The sequence below is a fragment of the Bradyrhizobium australafricanum genome (assembly GCF_020329495.1).
Classification (GTDB): Bacteria; Pseudomonadota; Alphaproteobacteria; order Rhizobiales; family Xanthobacteraceae; genus Bradyrhizobium; species Bradyrhizobium australafricanum.
The window spans coordinates 171,490-187,310 of record NZ_JAGKJL010000005.1 but is presented as its reverse complement, the minus strand read 5'-3'; the positions used below and the strand labels follow the sequence as shown (position 1 = coordinate 187,310).

Genomic DNA, 15,821 nt, shown 5'->3' with positions numbered 1-15,821 from the left:
TGGTTGATCGATTGGCGCGATGTCCGCCACTCTTTCATGGACTACTCGTCAAGCCAGTATTCGACGGGATTGTTCCGATATACACGATCGAGGAGGCGAACGAATATCTTACTGCTTTTTGGATAGATGACTACGTCCTCCTTTCGCCGTTCGCCGATCACGACGTAAATGCACGGAACGTCTGCCTCGTTTACTAGACAGTGAGGCTCTTCGACGCCGGAGAGAAAGGAAAAGTAGTCTCCTTCCCGCACAAGGCGCCGCTCCTCCCCGATCTTTAGCGTAGCTTGCCCTCGCAATATCCAGATGTGCTCTTCCTCCGACAGATGATAATGGGCCGGGGAAGACTGGCGGCCGGGCGGCAACTCTTCAAGAATGACCCCGATGCGTTGACCGCCCCCGGCATCGGAGATTCGTTTTGATTTCCCGCCGAACTTGTCCCCGTGGTTCCATTCGTTCCATTCCAAGTCTTGAACGTTGATTGGATCACGCATGACGACGCTTCCTTAATTCGCAGATGTGCTTCATTGGTTCAGAGCCTTTATGCGCCCCCTGTATGCCGCTCTCCAGTGCCTTCGGCAGGATAAGTCAGACCACGGCAGATGCACGGATGCAAGGGACGCTGCGCCGGCGAATTTCTACCGGGGTGGTCGCAACTTCAGGGACAATCGACGCGCAGCAGTCAATGCACAAAGTCGACGATGTCGATTTGCACATTACGAATGCGGGCCTCGTCTTACTGGTCAATAGACACGTCGAAGTACGCAGTAAGATGGATGCGAAGCCCACTCTCTCCGCCACCGCATCGCGACGACGCAGAATCCCTACAAAACAAGGCACTTCCCGAACCGCCGGAAATCGGCGGTGAAGCACCGCGGTGGAGCACTTGGTGGAGCAGCCGCGAGCCGGTCTCACGTTGCCATCATTGAAGCGCTGGTGCGAGTCCGAATCCTTGGAAGTTGGGGTACTTTGCCGGGCCAAGATCGCGTTTTTTGCCTGTCGTTGTACCCCCGCCGAGAGCCTTGCGGCTTGCTGCCGTAGGAACGATCGTCCGGCCATGAAAATCTTCGTCGCTTCCGACCTTCACGGCGAAATGTGGCCGCACGACTACGACGTCCCGGAGGGGCTGGACTTCGACGTCGCGGTGTTCGCCGGCGACGTCCACCACGCCTATCGGGCGGTGAGCTGGCTGACCAACCAGCGCGGGCTGCGGGGCAAGCCGGTGCTTTTCGTCGCCGGCAACCACGAATTTTACGGAAGCGTGCTGCAGGACGCCGCAGCCAAGATCCGCGACGCCGCCCGCGGCACCAACGTCACGTTCCTAGACGCCGACGCGGTGCCGGTGATCGACGGCGTGCGCTTCCTGGGCTGCACGATGTGGACGGACTATCGCTTCGATGCGGAGAGCCAGGCGCACGGACTGGGCGCCGGCAGGTTCATGAACGATCACAAGTTCATCAGGACCTCCGGCGGGGCGGAATTCCCGGCGCCGTTCACGCCGATCGAGGCCTATAAAAGGCACCTGGCTGAGCGCCGCTGGCTGACCGATCGCCTGAATGAGGATCACGACGGACCTTCCGTGGTGATCACCCACCATGGCCCTCACCCCGGATCGCTGCACGAGCGATACGACGGCGACGGCGCGATGAACGCCTCGTTTCTCTCCGACCTCAGCGACATCATCGAGGAGCACCGGCCGTCGCTGTGGGTCCACGGTCACGTGCACGACCACCACGACTATATGGTCGGCGAGACGACGCGCATCGTCTGCAATCCTCTAGGCTACAGCCACGAGAATTCGGGATTCATCCGCGACCTCGTCGTCGAGCTCCCGGACTGGACCCCGCGTCCGCGCTTCCGCTAGTCCTTGCGCTTCGGCAGCCTCCGCCCCCGCCGCGGAGCTCCTGCTCGAGCGCGCTGTTCATCACGATCAGCGCCCGCACCGCGTCGACCGGATCGCCGCCGCACGCCTCGATCGCCTGGCGCACCGCGGCCTCCAGCTCGGCGGCTTCGTCGACGGGTTGCTGCTCGGCTGGGTCGGACATTGAAAGGATCCTGGGGGTAAGAAATCCAAGACAAGGTGGGGGGCCTGTCTTGGATTTCTTACCGGTGGGAACGACGGGGGGTAAGGAAGTCGGGAAAGGAATCGATTTTCGCCCTGACTTTCTTATTTGGGGTAACAACGACGGGGCCCGACCGCGTTCTTGCCCCGTCCGCCGAGGGGCTCGGCCGACTGACGCTTGGCATCGGTGATCACGGTGAAGAAGTCCTTTTCGAAGTGCGCAGTGGTCTGCATCAGGATGTCTCCACGCCTTAGCAACCAACCGGACCGTCGTTTCCGGATATCCCGGCGCTGTGCCACTCACCTTCGATCATATTCCAGACGATGCCGGTCTGCTGATCGATCCAATAGTCGCCATCACACGCGGCGATCGACGCCAGTTCTAGCGATCCCGACAAAACGACCTCAGTGATCGCGCTCGCCGGCATGGCTGCGATGGCCGCGGTGGCGGCTGCTCCGGCGAGGATCTGGCGGCGGGTGAGGGCGGGCATCAGGCGATCTCCGCCGCGCGCTGCGTGTATTCATTGTCGAACCAGCGCTCGTTGCCCTTGCCGGCGATCTGCACGACGCCCATGGCTTCGTCGAGGATCACGACGCAGGGGCTCGGCTTGAACTTCTTGGGGCACTCGTCGGAGTGATTGCAGATGAAGTTGGATTCGACAATCGTGGTCGGACGGTCGCCGGCGACGCGATAGCCGACCGAAACGCCGGCCTCCGCTCCGCATCCCGGGCACATCGCTTTCTGTCCAGACATTGCTTGCCTCCGTAACTGCGAGGGTTCCGACTTCTCCGTCACCTACAACCTGTCCCCGCCGTCCGCCCGGCAGAAGCCTATTGGGTGGATCATCTCGTCGGTCTGACCTTGCGCCTCGCCGACAATACCTCACCGTTCGCATGGGATCGTGCGAGGAATCATCCGATGCAGGTCTGCATCTCCCAAGCGAAAAATGAATCCTTCGACGAAAAACCTTTATCGAGTTACCGATCAGGAAATTTTTCGACGTCAGCAGCGCATCGCGAGCCTAAAGTTACCGATCGGGAAATCAGCGCCGGGGTAAAAGACGTATCGTCGGGGTAAACGACGTAATTCGCCGCCCCTGCAGGGCAAAAAAGATCACGCATTCTATGTGAAGTGAAGGCGAGTTAGCTGCCCTCCGCCAATGTCGATCTCGTCAGACTTCGGCTGACGGCTGGCCCAGCGTGTAGATCCTGTTGTGCGTTCGGATGAACCCCATCTTGCGATCGAACCAGGCGATCGCGCTGACGCTGATCCACTCGCCGTCGCGATATTCATGATGCCCACGGACCGCACCGCTGACGACCAGCACGAATTCCTTGCCCCTCCGGCGAACTTTGGCCTCCCACTCTTCCAGCCTAGGGGCGCGCAGCATCACGATAGGCGACGGCACCTCGCCGCAGGTATAGGACTCGATGTCCTTGAGCAGTTCGCGCCTGGCCGCTCCGTCTTCCGCCATCAGTGCCTCATCGCATGCTGGTCGCGCGCCTCGAGGGTCGCGCCGACTATCTTCTGCAGGGCCCGCATACTGAACCTGGCCCGCTGCCAAGCCTTGCCGATGACGGCGAGTTCGTCATCCGCCAGCGGCCAGTCGCCGGCGCGGGCTTCGTCGTCGGCGGCCAGATCGCGCATCACGCTGGCGGCGAGCGCGGGCATGTGCTGCAGCGTCGGCACCGGGACGCGGATGATCCTGTACCTGTCGCGCAGCGGCGCCGGCAACGGGTCGACGGAGTTCGCGGTCGCGAGGTGCGACACCCAAGACAAGTCTAGCTCGGCGTCCAGGCTGGCGTCGCGGAAGCGCGAAGCCGTCTCCCGATCTAAATGGGCCAAAAGAACCGAAAACAGGGCCCCGTTCCGCGGGTTGGCGCTGGCCTTGTCGATTTCGTCTACGGCCGCGATCACATTGCCAGATTTGTAGGCCAGCACGGCGCGCGCTGGCACGCAAGGCGTGCTCTCGGCCCAGCCGCGAGGCGTTCCGCCGTAGCCCACGCCGTCGCTGGAGCTTCCACCGTCGAATCTGAAGACGCCGATCCCGAGCAGGTCGCCTAGGCGCCTGATCATGCGACTCTTGGAATTGCCGGGTTGGCCGACCAGGAGAACAGGCTTCATGCGGACGGGCTCGCCCTCTCGCAAGTCGCGCAGCAGGAGATCGACGGCGGTCGTCGCATGAGGAAACTCGGCGTGCAGCGTGCGGCGGATTCCGGCGACGTCCTTCGCGACGACCAAAGGGAGTGCGACGTCGAGGATTGCTTTGTATGCGGAGTGGTCGCCTTTGAGCTTCGCCGCCTTGCTCTTCGGCATGACGACAAGCGTCGGCAAGCCCAAATCCGCGTACAACGACTGCGTCGTCGAGACCACACCGGCCTCGAAGTCGAGGATGGGACCGACTGGATCCTCGTCGTCCGCCCGGCTGGTCTCCACGTCGGCGATCCTGAAAATCGAGACTTCGCTTTGGTCCCACTCGCCCTCTGTGGCGCGCCACCAGATGCGGATGCGCGCACGCACCTCGGCGTCGTCGTCCGACGGCAGGTCGGCGGCGTCGAGGGCGAACTGCAGCTGAGGCAGGACGGGCCAGAACATGTGCGGCTGCCGCGGGTCAACCGTCAGCATGCTCCACGCCAGCGCCAGGGCGCCGACCGGAGGCGTGCCGTCGGCGTACAGTTCGTCGACAGTCGCGAGGATCTGCTTGCGCAGGCCCTTGCGGTCCCCGGCGGCGTCGAGCAGCGCCAGCGTCCGCTTCGGGCTCAGCAGCTTTTCGGAGACCGACCAGAGGTGGGCAAACGCGTCGTCCCACCGGCCGAACATCAGCGTCTGCAGGGCCGGATGGTCGAAACGCGGTCTCATCGGCGGCCCTCGCGCTGCTGGGGCGCGCTCTCAGCGCGGTCCTCCTCGATCAGGCGGAGCAGTTCGGCGATCGCGGCGGGGGTAGACGAATCCTTCGAATCCATATGTAGTCCCCCGCTGCACGCCGTGTCTCTGTCGCATGACATTGTGCATACGCCGTACATACGCGCAAGGTATCGCCGCGAACATGGTGAAGGAATCGAAAACGCGTCCCACGCTGCCGAGGCCCAAGCGGGACCGGAAGGCACCGACCCGGAAGAAGGGCGGCGTCAGCACCGAGGGGTTGCGAGACGGGCGGCTTGTGATGAGGGTTCAGCAAAGCCTGAACGACCTCGTCGACATCCGCGCGCGGGAGAGGGGAGAGAGCCGTTCCAGGTTCATCGAGCGCCTGCTGGTCGCCTTCCTGCAGGCCGACCCCAGGAATCCCGAGCTCGACGCTTGGGGGCGGGTGTTGACGGACGGACCGACCCTTTCGAAGGCCCACGACGCCGTCCGCTTCGGCGCAGCCTGGGCCAAGTTCGTCGCCCTCAACGAGAGCCTGCTCGGCTTCAAACCCCCGGACCGGTGGCTCGACGAGCCATCCGACTTCGTGGCCCGGCAGATGGGCGCCTACGTCGCGGACCCCGATGAGGACGACTGACAATTCGAGTCTCGTAACATCGCAATGTCGAATTGTGGTCGAGAAACCCAATAACGGCGGGGCTTGCCGGAATCCAATGATGGCAGTTCGGCACGATGCGACCGGATGCGGTCGCAATTCCTGACGCCTTAGCTTCACATAGCAGCCTCTTAACCGTCTGACTCTCCACCGGAATCTTGAATTCTTGGGTGCCGTTCGTCCTTGACCTTGGCTTCCGCCAGCTCAAGGATCGGGGTCCATCAGCATGGACCCCGATGCTCTACACGCCGCCCCCATCATTGAACGACGCCACCGCCGCCCCCCGCGCGGCGCTCGACGCGTTGCCGGCGGTTGCCCCGAACGCCAGGATTCGTGGCGGGGGCCTGCAGACCATCTTGCCTGGCGACATCCCCTGTCCCGACGACGGCAAGCCGGTCCCCTACGAGGCGCCGAAGCCGCGCAAGCTGTTCGCCCACAGGCCGGTCATCACCCGCCGGATCGGAGACAAGATCGAGGTGGTCACCGGCCCGGTGAAGCCGGTCGTCCCGCACACCGACGCGACCACCGCCGAGGGCTGGAAGCGCTACTTCGACGCCGAGGCCCGCGCGAAGGCCGCCACGATCGCGAAGGCCAAGCAGGTCGCCGAAGAGCGCAAGGCGTTCTTCAAGGCCCGCGAAGACGGCGCCGAGGCCAAGTACCAGGACCGCTGCAAGAAGGCGCTGGAGAAGGGCCGGCCGCTGCCGAAGCGCCCCGAGCCGAAGGATCCGCCGCCGAACTGGGAAAACTACATCAAGGACCCGGAACTGCTGCATCACATCCTCGGCGCCCGCAGCGCGAAGCAGCGCAAGGAGCGCATCCGCCGCGCGAAGCTCAGCGGCCGGTTCGCCGGCCGCAACTATGCGCCCGTGGTCGAGACGTTCCAGCACGAGGACGGCACGCCCGCGCCGGCAATCCGAGGCTGGCTCGGCCTGCTTTCCTTCCAGCTGTTCAATTCCGCGCTCGAAAAGGGCCGGGGCGTCACCTACGGCAACGACAAGACCGCCGAATTCAGCGGCATGGAACGCATCTGGGCGCTCGACGGCAGCTACGTGGTGAAAGACAAGTGTCGCTGCACTGGCTTCGTCGTCGATCTCGACGGCTGGACGGCAGGTATGGATGCTCTGCGCGCGAAGCTGCGAACGAAATTCCCGATCGAGTTCATGCCGAACATCATCACCCATCGCGGCCGCGAGGAGGATGGCGCCGGCGTCGACGGGGCGCACCTCGAGTGGCTGCTGCCGCCGGGCTCGCGCGTCCTGGGCTTCACGAAGAAGTCGCAGCGCGAGCTGCACAAGATGATCCAGAAGGCCATCGTCAACCTGCTGATCGACATCGGCGCCGATGGCGGACACACCAACATCAACAAGACTAAGAACTGCCTGTCGGTGGGCTGGTCGGCGGAGGTCTGCGACGACTACTTCCAGACGATGGAGGCATGGCGCGCGTTCCTGCCGACGCTCACCTGCGACCGCCGGGACATGATCCGCCGCACGAAGCTGCACAAGGCGGAGCAGCAGACCGGCGCTGACCCCAAGGAGTCGTTGGCGATCTGGAACGACGGCATCGCCGCCCGTCGCCTCTGCATCAAGACTGCCCAGGCGACCCAGGATCCGGCCTATCTGGCCGCCGTCCGCAAGTGCCGCCCCGGCAAAGTCGCGCCCTTCGTCGACTGGCTATATAGCTACGGCAACGGCGTTGTGACACAGCGCCTGGTCGAGCTCCACGGCGACACCAAGGCCGTGCGCGCGGTGATCGCCGCTCAGCGCGAGTATGTCCTCGAGCTGGGGCAGACCCCCGACGAGATCGGCGAGTTCTCAAACCGCGGCCGGGACGCTAAGGCAAACGACGACCTCGCGCCGCTTCCGCCCACGGCGACCGCCGAGGAGCGCAAGACCCGCCGTGACCTGATCAAGGGGCGGGCCGGCACCTCCACCCAGCAGCACAAGGAGCGCGTCCACCGCGGACTCATCGCCGAGGCAATCGAGCGCCGCCTGTCGGCCGGCGTTGCGGTCGTGAAATCCGAGATCGTCAAAGAGCTCATCAACGCCGGAATCTGCGCGCGTGCAACGGCTTACGACCATTTCGATGATGTTCTCCTGGTTGTCCGCCAGGCTGCAAGATATCAAGTCCGCCCTTCTGATCCCATTCCCTCGCAGCCCAGCCAGCCCGTCGAGTCTTCGCCCGTCACCCCGTCCGATGAGCCCGTCACCGTCGATCCTGTCACCGTTCCGCCCCAGGCCGTGCGAATTCCGGCCCAAACCACCAATCTTCCTGCCTGGGTCGTGGACAAGGATTCCCTGACGGAGTGGCAGGAGGCCTGCCTGCAGCGCGATGACTGGGCCGTCGCCGTGGCCGCCTGGCGCGCAGCGAAGGCCCGTCGCCGCCCGGCCATGGGGTCGACCTCGCCGACGACCCGGCCTTCCGGAGGCTGGTGCTCGACCGGTCCTCGTGGGTGGGTCACCGTCGACATTGAGCTGGCATCCGGAACCTCCGGCCCAACACCTCCGATCTTTCGCTGCCGGTGATCCGGTCGCGTACTGCAGGCCTTCCAGGCGCCAGCGTCCCGGCTTCCGGTTACGTCCTGCGGAGCCCCGCCCTCCGGCCACGTCCTCCGGCCATGTCCCTCAGATCCTTGCGCGTTGCGGACGGAGCCCGTATCTCGGAGCATTGTGAACACGCCGTGCACCGGAAGACGGGGATGAATTAGCATGAAGCCAGAGGGTATCGATCGGGTCGTCGAGCAGATCGACAGGACGCGCCGTGAGGAACACTTTCGGATCCCGGATCGCCCCGATGCGCAGGTCTTTAAGCCGAAGAAGATGGGCCGGCGCGTGCCGGTGGAAATCGTGCGGGCGCAGACGCGTCTCCGGAGCGCCGCTTGGCGAAACCGGATGGATAGCCGCGCAGCGCCGGACGCCCGCGAGATCGGCATGGCCCTGGTCCACGCCCTGATCACGTCTCGCCTGTCCGAGTTGACGTGGACGGATCGCGACCTCCTCGGCAGAGCGCTGATGGACCTGCACGCGCGCGGGTATTCTGTCGTCGAGGCAAAGCAGACCCTGCGCCGGATGCGGAATCGCTGCGTCGATCCCGGTGATCGCGAGGCGCCGGCGCTGAAGGTCGCCGTCGAGAGCCCGGAGTCCGAACTGCCATTCTGAAACATTCGTGAAAGGAGACATGCTTCTGACGACTTACTGCTCGTCAGGGTGGCGCCACTTTCGGCTCTTGGTGTCACAAAACTAACGGCCGTTAACCTTCCGCCCTAAACAATGTAGACCTCAAGAGGATTGAGACATACATCGTCTGCGACGAAAGATCTTGGCACCTAAAGGTCATTCGCGACTGAGGTTACCTTCTCGAGCTCCGCGTCCGCGCGGGTTGGCCGATTTTCTCCTGCTTCCGCGTTCGCGCGGGTTACCACGGACATGTGTCCGTGGCGCAAACTCAGGAGGTCTAGTGCAGGCCTTTATTTTCCACTCGAGAATCAACGACGGGAGGGCGCTGACACGACCGTTTCGGCGGGACTGTTCGGTCCGGCCAATGCGACCCGGTCTCGTTCGTAATGGCGTCCTGGTTACGGACATCATGACTGCCGCGGAAGCAGGCGCTCGCACCCTCGCGAGACGCTACTGCAAAACGGCAGAAGTGATATTCCGGCAGGATGGTTACCTTGCCAATGGCGGCGAGATCTATGTCGCGGAAATTTGGACCCGCGGCCGGACCCGCTTCCTCGCTGTCGAGAGCTTCGCGATCGCGACAGAGTAGAGATGCGCTCAGCGAACTATAAAGGTTCGCTGAGCGTCGTTCTTTGAGCCGGCTGATGGGGCCTCCGTGGTGCCCAAACCGGAAACGCAACGTCGGGACCAGCTTTCATTGGCTCGACGCGATGGTATGAAATCCGGTGAGGCGTACGACACCATCCGCAGGTATGAATAGGTGTGTCGAGAGCGTGCGATCCGCTGGGCTCATCAATTCGCGGAATGAGCAGTTATGGAAGCGAGGGCACGAGTTCTGACGCGGGCATCCGATCGACCCTCCTACGGGCGACGTGTCTCTGGAGCGTGACCGAGCCCAGCGAGGGCGGTCCTATTCTTGGACGTCGGAGGCGGATTTGACGGATAGGTCGAACGCAAGGGCCTTTGCGGCAGCGGCGGGCAAAGGTATCCGCTCCGCGGCCTTCTCCGTAAAGGACTCGTCGGTTCGATAGTCGGCGCCCATCAACACCTGAAACCAGCGCTCCCGGTCCATGACGACGCGAAATTGTTTTTCGTCTTGCGTGCCGCCGACATACGGAAGAAAGACCTCAATCGGCTTGGCAACGGTTTCGGCGATGGCGCCGATCCGATCGACCCGGCCGGTTCGTTGCTCCAAGGTGCTGGGGTTCCAGCTTAGATCGTGATGAATCACGTGACGGCAGCTTAGGTGAAGGTCCACGCCTTCGGCGAGAACGCTTGAGGCGACGAGAATCTCCGGAAAGAACGGGGTATTAAAAGCGAGCATCAATCGTTGGCGCGTTTCCTGCTTTACAAGTCCGTTCGCGAGCCGAATGTTTGGCATCACGATGGCGCCTTTCATCTGGCTCAAATCATCGTCCGTATCGCGTTGAGTCTCTCCGCGGATTCCTGGCTGCATTCGGGTCAAGGCGTCCAGGTAGTCGTGCCGCTCCCGAGGCGAGCATCGCCGGGCAATAAACTTCAAAAAGCCGTCGATCTTCTCGCCTAGCGCGACGCCCGACAGGTCGCGGGTGTCGAAGGCCGCCTGCAATGTTTCTTTGCCGGAGCGGGCGCGAATGTCGAAGTAGCGGGCGACGAACAAAGGCGTTCGCACAAAGCGGCGGACGACATCGTGAACCTTCTCCCGTTCGCCGTCGCTCAGTTCAGCATAAGGCGCAAGCCGTCCGATTAGTTCATCATCCAGAGGCTGGCGCATGCCGCCGTCCGTGTCGAAGCGCGCGCCAAAATCGATGACGGCTTTGCGAACATCTGCATATCCGAGCTCAAACCGTTGTGCGGCGTCGTTCCAAAGCTGCTCTTCCAATGCAGCGGAGAGGTGCCTGACGATGGCGCGACCGGTTTCGCGGTAATGGCAAAAGACCACCACCTTCTCGCGGTGCCGCCAGAGATCAAGGACGCGCGAAACCAGCGGAGCAATCTTCGGATGCTGCGCGTAAGCCGCTTCATTAGGAAGCGCGGCGGCCAGCTTCTCGACATAGAGGTTTACGAGCTTGTCGGAAGCAACTGACTTCGCTGCCTCCTCCTCGTCCTCGCCGAGCGGTGCGCCGCGTCGCGTCTCCAGAAATGCTTCGTAGCTTGACGCGAGGCCCTCGGCGAACGTGGCTCGCCCGGCTCGCATGCCTTCGCGAACGACGACGGCTTGTGCGCGCGCGGCGAGAAGGAACGGGAGCAAAGCGTCGTCGCCGACAGGCAATCCGCCGGAGCCGTCGGCCGACAGAGAGATCGCACGGCCGACCTGCCGCGAGCGTCGCGGTACGGTGGTGCCTGGGAGCAACGAGTCGCGGAGATGCCTGATCACCCACTTGCGCAAAGGTGCTTCGGCTTCCTTCATGGCGTCTTGCGCCTGCTGGAAGGCCCTCATGACGATCTGAATGCGTTCCGGCCGCGCTGCGGGATTGGACATCGTGTCCTGCCACCAATCCTCGACGGATAGCTCGCCACCGTTCGGACCGGCGACATCCTCTGGACGGAGAGAGGACCAGCGCTTGTCGAGTTCAGCGGCGCGGTGCTGAGCCCGGTCAAGAGTTGTGCCAAGCGACGCTAGTTCTGCTTCAAACTCCTCTTTCGTGCTTTGGGACAGCGTTTTCCAGGCAACACCTTGAAAGCGGCCAATGACGTTGAGCAACTCATGATGTCCGAGTTGAAACGGCGTGGCGGTCAAGAACATCATCCGCTCGAACGAGCCGTCCAGAGCACCCGTGATCGTGCCGGCGTCCTCCCGCGCGTCATCGGTTACAAAGAGGGACGCCAGACGGGTCGCCGGATTTTTCAGATGATGGGCTTCATCGAGAATCAGGAGCGGCGAGCGAAAGCTCGCCTTTGCCAGCGTCGACGGCCACATCGCGCGGAGCGCATCGTTGATCGCGCGGCGCGCGCGTTCCAGGCGTTCGTCGATGGAGACCGACTCCCGCGCCGGAAGGTCACGCAGGCACTCGCGCAATCCGGCGACGTCGATGTCGCTCGAATCGAGCACTTTTTGGATGGCCTCGGGAACGGGAGCTTCCGTGAGCTGCCGGTCCCTGTAGTGGTCGTTGATAACGTTTCGCCATTCCCGGTTCGGAACGCGCAGGAGCTTTGCGAAAAGTTCGGGATCGTTGTAGGAGGATTTAGTTCGCAGCAACCCCGCCGCAAACCGAGGCAGGGCGCTGCGTTTTTCGCCAAGATGCATGCCGCTGATCGCGCGCTTGATCAGCGCGAGGCGAACCCACTGATCGATGTTCTGGACATGGAAAGCCCCGTGTTTGAGAAAGATAATGTGAGGGCGGCTTTTCGCTTCGCTATCCATGAGTCGGAAAAAGTCCAAGGCAGAGGCAACGGGTTCGGCGCGAAGCGACGCGTCGCCAGGACGCTCGATCACGCGCTCCTTGAACACGGCAAAATCGCGCGGCCACTTTCCATGAAGGGATGACGGCACCATAATGACGACGGGCCGTTTCCCGCGGTCGGCAAGAGCGGCGATCATGGCGACGCCGAGCGCAACGAAAGTCTTGCCCATGCCCACCTCATCGGCGAGTACGATGCCCGGCTGATGACCGAGCCGCCGCAGTATCTCAGCGATGGTTCGCTGCTGGCGAAGCGCGTCCGAGTCGCTGACGCGATCATTTCGAAGATCGAGGCGTTCTCCGAGATCGGCGGTGTCGACGGGCCAGGTCACAAAAGAAGCTCCTCGAAAGAGGACGTGACGTAATTCCGAAGCCCAGGCGCCGCCGGCGCTTGGCGAGCGAACTCGTGCAGCGACTGCATGATCGTGGCAATCTCGAAGCGGATTGCCGCAGGCCGCAGCGACGCCAGCGGTCGCCATGCTACGCTGCGCAAGGTCGTGGCAACTTCGGCAATCATGAACGCAGCGCCTTCGGGGTCTTCGGCGGAGAGGCGTTTCGCCAAGGCAATGGGTCCAATCGGCCCACGCAAGCGCCAGCGGAGCGCTTCCAGCGAACTGACCGGCTGTTGCAAGCGCTCGCGCATGCCCTCAAGCGCCTGGGCAACGCGCCGCATACGGCGCAGGAGAAATTGGCTCGTGTCGACTTTCTTATGCGGATCGATTTCGATTGTCGCTCCGGACGTTTTCTGGCTGTCCCGGCGTTGAAGGAGGCGAACCACGATTTCATGCAACGGTCGAGCGGAGGTCAGGATCTCGATGAGCTCCGAGAGCGAGAGGCTGCCAAGCTCGTCGGGAGGCGGCAAGGCCGCCATGTCGGCAACATTGATGACCCATGGCGCGCTGTACTCACGCTTTTCGTCATCCTGCCAGCGGACATCCAGTGAGCTGGACAACCGCTTCGAGTCCCATGGGACAACGATCGTGCCGGGACTTCCGCTGCTGATCCAGCTCTGGCTGTCCAGGAGCGCCCCTTGCTCTTTGGACTCGACCGCGAAGACGGGCGGTGCATCGCCGCTAATCTCCAATTCGAGCCGTCCGCCGCGCTCGTCGAGGCAAAAGAGGGCCAGACCAAACGCGGCCGGCAACGGGGGCGTGTCCGAGCTGTCCGCCGAGTCGGGCAATCCGCCAAGAAATTGGACGTCGTCGATGTCGTCGAGTTCATTCTCTTCCGGCCATGACAGCGCGCAGAGCTTGCCAAAACGCGATCCGCGATCACGGATGTTGTAGGCGAGGTTCAGTTCGATGTTGTGGCGCGGATGCAGCCCGAGCCCCGCCGCGGTGAAGTTGCTCGATCCCAGCATGTACAGCGCGCGCTCGTCACGTTCCAGCCAGACGGATTTCGCATGAAGCGGCCGATCCTGCTCTTTGCCGTCGATCTCGGGGCGCTGCTCGACAAACGAGAACGCATGCCGGAGCGATGAATGCGATGGCGTCGTCAGCGTAGCCGGGGCGTCGATTTGCACGGTTCCGTCCGGCAGAGTTCTTCCCGGTGCGCCAAAATGCAGCCAGCGTTCGCCGCGCGTCGTGAGAAGCGTCGCGAATTCCGCCGCCGTCGATCCGGCGCGAGCGTCTTCGTCAAAGAACGGACTAACGACCCACCCTCGATCCGGCCGTGGTCCAACCCATCGGGCGGCGAGTTGCTGAACGACCGTATCGCCTCCCGGAACGAGACCAATGAGAGCGCACTCGGCTTCGTCGCGATCGGCCGGCGGAAGGAAGCGCGCGCGTCGTTCGACCTCCGTCAGAAATCCGGCCAATGCGGCCTGCGGACCGACGTCGGACCGGTCAAAGCCTGGCGCGAAGGCGCGCACCTGATTGAGGAACGCGACGCACTCGGTCAGCAGCTCCGGTCCTGGATTGCCCTCGGGGCCGAAATCGAGGGGAGCCATGATCTCCTGATTGCGCCGGTAGGCGGGTTCGGTGAGATTGGCGGAGGCGACCAAAATCCGGATGAAGTGCTCCCAAACCAGCAACGTCACCTTTGCATGCAACACCCCGCCGCCCGGCAGGGTGACGGGCAACATGTGCCAGCGCAGGCTGCGATCGCGAGCGGCGTGTGCGCTATCGACCAGTACACAGGCGAAAGATTGCGAGAGTTTCTCCTCGCGCTCGATGAGGTACGCTTTCGCCGTTTCGTTCGGATTGCTTTGAATCGACAGGAAGCGCGCGAGACATTGCTCCTCGAAGAGCTCAGCGTCGAACGTAAAGCTGGTTGTCACGCAGCCAATTGGACGGCCGAAAGCCTCTTCGCCGGCCCACCAATCGAGCAGGCGCGCGCGTGTTTGCTCCGAGGTCGACAGGCGCCGTGCCTTCATCGCAGCGCACCAAGATCGACGAGAAAGCGCGAGAAGGTGGGAACGCGATATTCGTGCACATAGCCGCCTTTGCCGGTTGGCGGTTCCCGCAGTGTGTAGCCCGCGCGGAGGACGACTCGTCCGCGCGGACTGCGTTCGAACCAGGCGCGCTTTCCATTCGGCGGCTTCTCGCGTTGGACCTGCTCGTGATGATGGAGGATCGCCTCGAAGAAATCGGCCGTTGTTTGAACGTCTTCGAACCGGTCGATGGCTTGCGCAATGCCCTTTTCGTCTCGCTCCCATTCGAGCAGCGCCGGGTGGGCGCGGACGCGGGCAAGGCCTGTCTTGAGGAGCGCCAGGGACGAGCCGACCGTCTTCGATGCCGAGAAGCTCTTGGCGTCGACCGGCGCGCCGCCCTGGCCTGATGCGCAATAGCGCAGAGCGTCAAAAGCATCGGTGATCGCGCGCCCGAACGTTTCATAGGCATCAATTGCGGTGAGCAATTGTTCAAGCTCGGCGGGCGCTTTGCGGCTCAGCCTGCGAAGAAAGGGGGCCTCTTGGTCGCGCTCGCTGACGCCGCCTTGCCCGATCAGCGCGTCTTTCAATTGAGCGATCATTTCGATGTCACCGGCGCGGGACAAAATGCGTTCGATGAGCACCTTCTTTTCGCGACGACCCGGCGTTCGCGGGTCGAGTCGGGTCGCGAGATCGTGCCAAAAATCTCCCGGCTGGTAGGTGGTATGGCCCTTTTCCATGCCTTGAGCGACCGCGCGCCGGAGCCGCTCGCGAAATGCAGGCCCAGTACCAGCCGCCGCATCAAGGAAGCCATCGAGTCCCCGGTCCTTCGCCCACGCGGAAACTAATTCGTAGCCGTCGTCATCGAGCGTTCCGTCCTCCGTAATGACTCCGATTCCTTGCGCCAGCCGCCGAAATACTCCGGTGAAACCGAATGCGGAAGGCGTCTTGAGATAGGAGGTGCGGCATACGGGACGTTGATGCCGAAGGGCTCGTCGCACCTTCAGAATGCCGGGCACGCCGGAGGATTCGGAGGGCGAATTCCCGATGCGGACAAAGGCTTCGACGACAAACCATTCCCAGACAAGCCAGGGAGGTGTGATTCCGTCGGAAGCAACGGCGTCGGTATCCCATTCGTCGCAAACGCGGGCGCCGATCGCGATTGCGGTAACAAAGCGCGGATTACCCATTCGCACGGTGACCGCGGGCAATAGCCGATCGGCCAGGCGCTCGTAGCCCGGGTTCAATCCAAGCGGATCAATACTGCCTTCGGCTTCCTCGGAGGGATCGAACTCGGAACTGAAAGGCGCTCTCAACATA

Annotated in this window: 14 protein-coding genes; 5 read left to right on the top strand and 9 right to left on the bottom strand. The window is 63.0% G+C overall.

Going from position 1 to position 15,821, the window contains the following annotated elements; all coding sequences use genetic code 11:
• Positions 1-41 precede the first annotated feature (41 nt).
• Positions 42-491 (bottom strand): cupin domain-containing protein, encoded by a 450-nt coding sequence (locus J6525_RS07175; protein ID WP_225643174.1) that lies wholly within the window; start codon positions 489-491, stop codon positions 42-44.
• Between the two features lie 563 nt (positions 492-1,054).
• Between J6525_RS07175 and J6525_RS07170 the strand changes: the two genes are divergently transcribed.
• Positions 1,055-1,861: a metallophosphoesterase gene (locus J6525_RS07170; protein ID WP_225643251.1), complete on the top strand. Its 807-nt coding sequence runs from the start codon at positions 1,055-1,057 to the stop codon at positions 1,859-1,861.
• Positions 1,862-2,164: 303 nt separating this feature from the next.
• Here the strand turns inward: J6525_RS07170 and J6525_RS46920 are convergent, their stop codons facing one another.
• The 3 genes from J6525_RS46920 to J6525_RS07155 are packed head-to-tail and all read right to left on the bottom strand — an operon-like array spanning position 2,165 to position 2,813.
• The gene (locus tag J6525_RS46920; protein WP_283848614.1) at positions 2,165-2,293 is read right to left on the bottom strand and encodes a hypothetical protein; all 129 of its coding nucleotides are present in this window, start codon (positions 2,291-2,293) and stop codon (positions 2,165-2,167) included.
• Between the two features lie 17 nt (positions 2,294-2,310).
• Positions 2,311-2,550, bottom strand: a complete 240-nt coding sequence (locus tag J6525_RS07160; protein WP_225643170.1) for a hypothetical protein — start codon at positions 2,548-2,550, stop codon at positions 2,311-2,313.
• The gene (locus J6525_RS07155; RefSeq protein ID WP_225643169.1) at positions 2,550-2,813 is read right to left on the bottom strand and encodes a hypothetical protein; all 264 of its coding nucleotides are present in this window, start codon (positions 2,811-2,813) and stop codon (positions 2,550-2,552) included. Before J6525_RS07155 ends, J6525_RS07160 begins: the two co-directional genes overlap by 1 nt.
• 84 nt (positions 2,814-2,897) lie before the next feature.
• Between J6525_RS07155 and J6525_RS07150 the strand changes: the two genes are divergently transcribed.
• Positions 2,898-3,137: a hypothetical protein gene (locus tag J6525_RS07150; RefSeq protein ID WP_225643168.1), complete on the top strand. Its 240-nt coding sequence runs from the start codon at positions 2,898-2,900 to the stop codon at positions 3,135-3,137.
• A gap of 94 nt (positions 3,138-3,231) precedes the next feature.
• Here J6525_RS07150 and J6525_RS07145 read toward each other — a convergent pair whose 3' ends face one another.
• Both J6525_RS07145 and J6525_RS07140 read right to left on the bottom strand, forming a co-directional pair.
• Complete coding sequence (locus J6525_RS07145; RefSeq protein WP_225643166.1) at positions 3,232-3,534, bottom strand: hypothetical protein; 303 nt, start codon at positions 3,532-3,534, stop codon at positions 3,232-3,234.
• Entirely contained in the window at positions 3,534-4,919 is a 1,386-nt protein-coding gene (locus J6525_RS07140) for an AAA family ATPase (protein ID WP_225643164.1), read from the bottom strand. The genes J6525_RS07145 and J6525_RS07140 overlap by 1 nt, the downstream gene beginning before the upstream one ends.
• Before the next feature lie 187 nt (positions 4,920-5,106).
• Here J6525_RS07140 and J6525_RS07135 point away from each other — a divergent pair, with 187 nt between their 5' ends.
• The 3 genes from J6525_RS07135 (at position 5,107) to J6525_RS07125 (ending at position 8,735) form a co-directional block, all read left to right on the top strand.
• Entirely contained in the window at positions 5,107-5,559 is a 453-nt protein-coding gene (locus J6525_RS07135; RefSeq protein ID WP_225643162.1) for a hypothetical protein, read from the top strand.
• Positions 5,560-5,813: 254 nt separating this feature from the next.
• Entirely contained in the window at positions 5,814-8,102 is a 2,289-nt protein-coding gene (locus J6525_RS07130) for a hypothetical protein (protein WP_225643160.1), read from the top strand.
• Between the two features lie 183 nt (positions 8,103-8,285).
• Entirely contained in the window at positions 8,286-8,735 is a 450-nt protein-coding gene (locus J6525_RS07125; protein ID WP_225643157.1) for a hypothetical protein, read from the top strand.
• Positions 8,736-9,663: 928 nt separating this feature from the next.
• Here J6525_RS07125 and J6525_RS47235 read toward each other — a convergent pair.
• Genes J6525_RS47235 through J6525_RS07110 form a run of 3 tightly spaced genes read right to left on the bottom strand, consistent with a single transcriptional unit; the run spans position 9,664 to position 15,820 of the window.
• On the bottom strand, positions 9,664-12,465 hold the full coding sequence (locus J6525_RS47235; RefSeq protein ID WP_225643155.1) for a DEAD/DEAH box helicase: 2,802 nt from the start codon (positions 12,463-12,465) through the stop codon (positions 9,664-9,666).
• Positions 12,462-14,507: a phospholipase D-like domain-containing protein gene (locus J6525_RS07115; RefSeq protein WP_225643153.1), complete on the bottom strand. Its 2,046-nt coding sequence runs from the start codon at positions 14,505-14,507 to the stop codon at positions 12,462-12,464. The genes J6525_RS47235 and J6525_RS07115 overlap by 4 nt, the downstream gene beginning before the upstream one ends.
• The gene (locus J6525_RS07110; RefSeq protein ID WP_225643151.1) at positions 14,504-15,820 is read right to left on the bottom strand and encodes a hypothetical protein; all 1,317 of its coding nucleotides are present in this window, start codon (positions 15,818-15,820) and stop codon (positions 14,504-14,506) included. Before J6525_RS07110 ends, J6525_RS07115 begins: the two co-directional genes overlap by 4 nt.
• Position 15,821 lies beyond the last annotated feature (1 nt).